This is a genomic window from Longimicrobium sp. (assembly GCF_036280135.1).
Taxonomy (GTDB): Bacteria; Gemmatimonadota; Gemmatimonadetes; order Longimicrobiales; family Longimicrobiaceae; genus Longimicrobium.
Genome location: NZ_DASURI010000086.1, coordinates 1 through 4,882 on the forward strand (window position 1 = coordinate 1; position 4,882 = coordinate 4,882).

Annotated in this window: 3 protein-coding genes and 1 pseudogene; 3 read left to right on the plus strand and 1 reads right to left on the minus strand. The window is 73.1% G+C overall.

Features of this window, described 5'->3' with window-relative positions; genetic code table 11:
* From VFZ20_RS02920 to VFZ20_RS02930, 3 genes are all read left to right on the plus strand, one after another.
* On the plus strand, positions 1–369 hold a 369-nt coding region (locus VFZ20_RS02920; RefSeq protein ID WP_329682325.1), incomplete at its 5' end, for a hypothetical protein.
* A gap of 45 nt (positions 370–414) precedes the next feature.
* Positions 415–1,941 (plus strand): serine hydrolase domain-containing protein, encoded by a 1,527-nt coding sequence (locus tag VFZ20_RS02925; RefSeq protein WP_329682326.1) that lies wholly within the window; start codon positions 415–417, stop codon positions 1,939–1,941.
* Positions 1,942–2,917: 976 nt separating this feature from the next.
* Positions 2,918–4,423, plus strand: a complete 1,506-nt coding sequence (locus VFZ20_RS02930) for a pyridoxal phosphate-dependent decarboxylase family protein (protein WP_329682327.1) — start codon at positions 2,918–2,920, stop codon at positions 4,421–4,423.
* A gap of 154 nt (positions 4,424–4,577) precedes the next feature.
* On the opposite strand, the pseudogene VFZ20_RS02935 reads toward VFZ20_RS02930, so the two are convergent.
* Positions 4,578–4,882: pseudogene (locus VFZ20_RS02935) on the minus strand (DUF480 domain-containing protein); the annotation flags it as partial.

Sequence of the window (4,882 nt, forward strand, 5' to 3'; positions counted from 1 at the left end):
TTCTTCTGGATGATCGCCGCCGTCACCAAGATCGTCATGGACAACCACACCAAGCGCCGCCTGCTGCAGGCCCGGGTGTCGGAGGACGTGGTGCGGGCGCTGTTCCGGAAGGGATACGACCCGGAGCTGTTCAGCGCGCTCAAGTGGGGGCTGGTGATGGCGGCGCTGGGCGTGGGGCTGGTGGTGGTGCAGCTGCTGCCGGTGCGGGCGTCGGAGCCCCTGGCGCTGGGCGTGATGCTGATGTGCGCGGGCGGCGGCATGCTGGGCTACTACCTGGTCGCGACGGCGGTGATGAAGGCCGATCCGCGCGGCCGCTTTCCCTCCCCGGCGGACGACGCGCCGCGCGGGGAGCGCTATCCCGAGCCCTGACCCGGCTCACATCGAGGTCGAACCCTCTTTCCACATAGATCCGCGATGAAGACGATCCTGATGATGGCGGTGACGCTGGCCGCCGCGCCACTGGCCGCGCAGTCCGCCGTGCCCGCGGGCGGCCCGCCCCCCGCGGTGGAGATCCCCGCCACGCCGGCCGGCGCCGCCGCGCGCGGGCTGATGGACGCCGTGAACGCGCCGGACGACGCGGCCGTGCGCGACTGGGTGCGGCGGACGCTGCCGGAGCGCGGTGCCATGGGGTGGACGCCGGAACGCTGGGAGGCCGCGTTCCTCAAGCTGCGCGCGCAGAGCGGCGGCGTGTCTCCCGCGCGGCTGATGGACCGGGGCGACCCGGGCTACCTGGGCGTGATCTTCCGGGCCCGCAACGGCGCCGGCCGCGTGGGGATCGAGTTCTCGGCGGACGCGGACGGGCGCGTGACGTCGGTGGACCTGCACGCCATGCCGGCGCCCGGCCCCCGCCCGGAGCTTCCGACGGAGCCGATGGCGGATGACAGCGTCGCGTGGGCCGTGCGGGCGCACGTGGACCGGCTGGCGGCGGCGGACCGGTTCTCCGGCGTGATCCTGCTGGCGCGCGGCGACCGCGTGCTGATGCACCAGGCGTACGGGATGGCGGACGCGCAGGCGGGGCGGCCCAATACGGTGGAGACGCGCATCGGCAGCGGCTCGGTGCCCAAGATGATCACGGCAGCGGCCGTGGCCCAGCTGGTGGAGCAGGGGCGGATTCGCCTGGACGACACGCTGGGCGCGCTGCTGCCGGACTTTCCCAACGCGGAGGCGCGCCGCACGGTGACCGTGCGCCACCTGCTGACGCACGCGGGCGGCATCGCGGACCCGTTCCTGGCCGGGGCGGACCCCAGCGTGCGCCGGCGCACGCCGGCCGAGTGGGTGGCGCTGATCGCGGACCGGCCGCTGGACTTCGCGCCGGGGACGCGGACGCAGTACAGCAACGGCGGGTTCGCGGTGCTGGCGGCCATCGTGGAGCGGGTGAGCGGGCAGACGTTCGACGCGTACGTCCGGGAGCACGTCTTTCGCCGGGCGGGGATGCGCGCGGCGGACGCGGCGGGGTACGCGGCGCTGCCGTGGGCGCGCGGCTACTCGCGGGTGCCGGAGTTCGACCCCATGAGCATCGAGCCGCGCCGCAGCAACGAGTGGATCACGGGCGGCCGCGGGCCGGGTGAGGACCTGTCGGGCTTCGGCGGGATCGCGCTGACGGCGGAGGACCTGTTCCGCTTCAGCCGCGCGCTGCGGGACGGGCGGCTGGTGCGCCCGGAGACGGCGCGGACGTTCATGACGGGCACGGTGCCCGTGGAGCCGGGGATGCCGCTGCACTACGGCCTGGGGTTCTACGACATGACGCTGGAGGGCGGCGCGCACGCCGTGGGGCACAGCGGCGGCGGCGGCAACTCGGGGATCGGCGCGGACGTGGAGATGGTGGGCGAGTGGACGCTGGTGGTGATGGGCAACTACGACCTGGAGCAGGACATCCGCCCGCTCGTGTGGCCCGTGCTGGACCTGCTGGGCGCGCAGGAGGGCAGCCGCGACTGGCGGTAGAGGGTGGGGCGGAGGCGGGTGGGGCGGAGGCGGGTGGGCACCCGATCCATCCAGAGCGGATGAGGCGGAGTCCGAGCCGGAGCGAATGAATTCGCCGCTGGAAAGGCACGAAGTCCGCCTGCGCGGACTGCCCCAGCGGCGGCGGGAGGACGTACACCGCCGCCGTCTCCGCGCCGATCGGGGAGCGGCATCCGACAGTGTGTTTCTGCCCCCACCCGACGATTGTCATCCTGAGGAGCCGCCGCGCGATCCTGACCGATGTGTGAGCCATGGCGGCGACGAAGGATCTTGTGTGCGAAACGACAGGCCGGCCCCGGTGCATGGGGCCGGCCTTCGCGTTGCCGATCGATCAGGGGCGGTGCGTCTGGGGCGGAGTCCGCGCGGGGCGCCCCCTCCGCTCGCCCAGGCTCGCACCTCCCCCAATAACCCCTGGGGGGGAGGTTGGTCTTCGTCGTTGAATGGTCCGTGCACCGAAGGATGGCGACTCCGGAAAGGAGAGTCCGTGCACGAGGGCCGCCGTAGAGGTTCGCGGGCAAGATCCTTCGTCGCCGCCATGGATCACGCTTGGACAGCGTCAGCGCGGCGGCTCCTCAGGATGACGCTTTGTTGGTGGAGCAAGGTTAAGCGAACGAGTCGCCGGCGCGACGGCCGGTCGCGGACCGGAGGAACCAGCAGGAGGACGGCGTCCCTTGGTAGTCAGGCTGCTTTCGGCGAGGGGACGGCATCCGCGTTTTTTCGAGGAGGCAGGATGTCGGCGACGGGAGCGGATGTCCGCCGGTGCGCATCATCCACCTGATCGCGATCGGGAAAGGGCGGCCCGGGCTGGAGGCTCATCTGCACGGGGCGAACGTGCCGCTGTCGGCGGGGGCGGCGGAACGGTAGTTTGGCGCCTCGCGCGGGCTCCGGCGGCACGTCGCCCGAAACGGGTGGAATCCGCGCATCATCCACATCGCATGCACGGTTCGGAGGAGGACGGATGGCGGCCACGGAGGGGATGGTTCCCGGCGGAGAGGAGACGGCGGAGCGGGCGGCGCTGCTGGAGCGCATCCGCCGGCTGGAGCGCGCGTCGCGGCCGCTGGAGCCCGGCGCGGGACGCCGCCGCCGGATGCGCAACGCGGTGGTCGCATCGACTGAGCGCTTTCTCCGGGGCGTCGACACGCTCAAGGCGTACGAGGCCGGCGCCGGCACGGGCGAGGGGCTGCTGGGGATGGCCATCGGCGAGCGCGGCGCGGAGATGGACGAGGTGGTGGCGCTGCTGGAGCAGGAGGTCACGCGCCCCGGCGGGCACCCCGCATCACCCGGACACCTGGCGTACATCCCCGGCGGCGGCCTGTACCACTCCGCCCTGGCGGACTTCATGGCCGCCGTCACCAACAAGTACGCGGGCATCTTCTTCACGGGTCCCGGCCCCGTGCGGATGGAGAACCAACTGGTGCGCTGGGTGGCGGACCTGGTGGGCTACCCGGCCGACGCCGCGGGGACGACGGTGTCCGGCGGCAGCCTGGCCACGCTCACGGCCGTCGCCACGGCCCGCGACGCGCACGGGCTGCGCGGGGCGGACTACGCGTCGACCGTGGTGTACCTGACCACGGAGGCGCACCACGCCGTGGACAAGGCGCTGCGCATTGCCGGGCTGGGCGAGGCGCGGCTGCGCTACGTGCCCACGGACGAGGGCCTGCGCATGCGGCCGGACGCGCTGGCCGCCCTGGTCGCGGAAGACCGCGCGGCGGGGCTGCGGCCGTGGCTCATCGCCGCCGCCGCGGGGACCACGGCCACGGGCGCGGTGGATCCGCTGGACGCCATCGCCGACGTGGCGGAGCGGGAGGGGTGCTGGCTGCACGTGGACGCGGCGTACGGCGGCTTTTTCCTGCTCACGGAGCACGGACGCGCGATGATGAAGGGCATCGAGCGGTCGGACAGCGTGATCCTGGACCCGCACAAGAGCCTGTTCTTGCCGTGGGGATCGGGGATGGTGCTGGTGCGCGACGCGCGGGCCATGGCGGCGGCGCACGGCGGCACGGGCAGCTACATGCAGGACGCGCTGCGCGCCGACCCGGGCGAGATCTCGCCCGCGGACGTGTCGCCGGAGCTGTCTCGGCCGTTTCGCGCGCTGCGGATGTGGCTGCCGCTGGTGCTGGTGGGCGTGGGGCCGTTTCGCGCGGCGCTGGAGGAAAAGCTGCTGCTGGCGCGCTACTTTCGCGCGGAGGCGCGGGCGCTGGGGTTCGAGGTGGGGCCGGAGCCGGACCTGTCCATCGTGACCTTTCGCTGGGCGCCGGCGGGCATGGACCCGGAGCGCGTCCACGCGCTGAACGAGGCCCTGGTGGAGGCCATGCGGCACGACGGGCGGGTGTTCCTGTCGTCGGTCACGGTGGACGGGCGGTTCACGCTGCGGATGGCCGCGCTCTCCTTTCGCACGCACCGGCGCACGATCGACCTGGCGCTGCGCCTCCTCCGCGAGCACGTGGAGCGGCTGCGGGCGTGAGCCGGGGCCCGATCCCCCGCCGGAGCGAATGAATTCGCCGCTGGAAAATCGCGAAGTCCGCCTGCGCGGACTGCCCCAGAAAAGGCCGCCCCGGTGCACCGGGGCGGCCCTTTGATCGTCGGAATCATCGGATTTTCGACTGATCGTCCGACGCTCACGCACCCCGCGCGAGAGAGCGGAGTTCGTCCAACTCGGCGCGGATGGAGGCGACCTCCGCGCGCAACTCCTCCACCGTCTGCTCCAGGGCCGCGACGCGATCGTCCTCCGCGTCCGCGCGATGGGTGGAGATCGGTCGATCCTCGGCGATCGCGGCCATGTCCGCCGGGGATGGCTCGCCGGCGAGCAGGTGGGCGTAGCGAACTTCCTTTTGCCCCGCGCGTCGGGCGAGCCGCGCGACCAACGGCTCCGGCTCGCGCGCCATCAGCGACTCCAGCACGCCCTCAAGATCGGCCAGGTCGG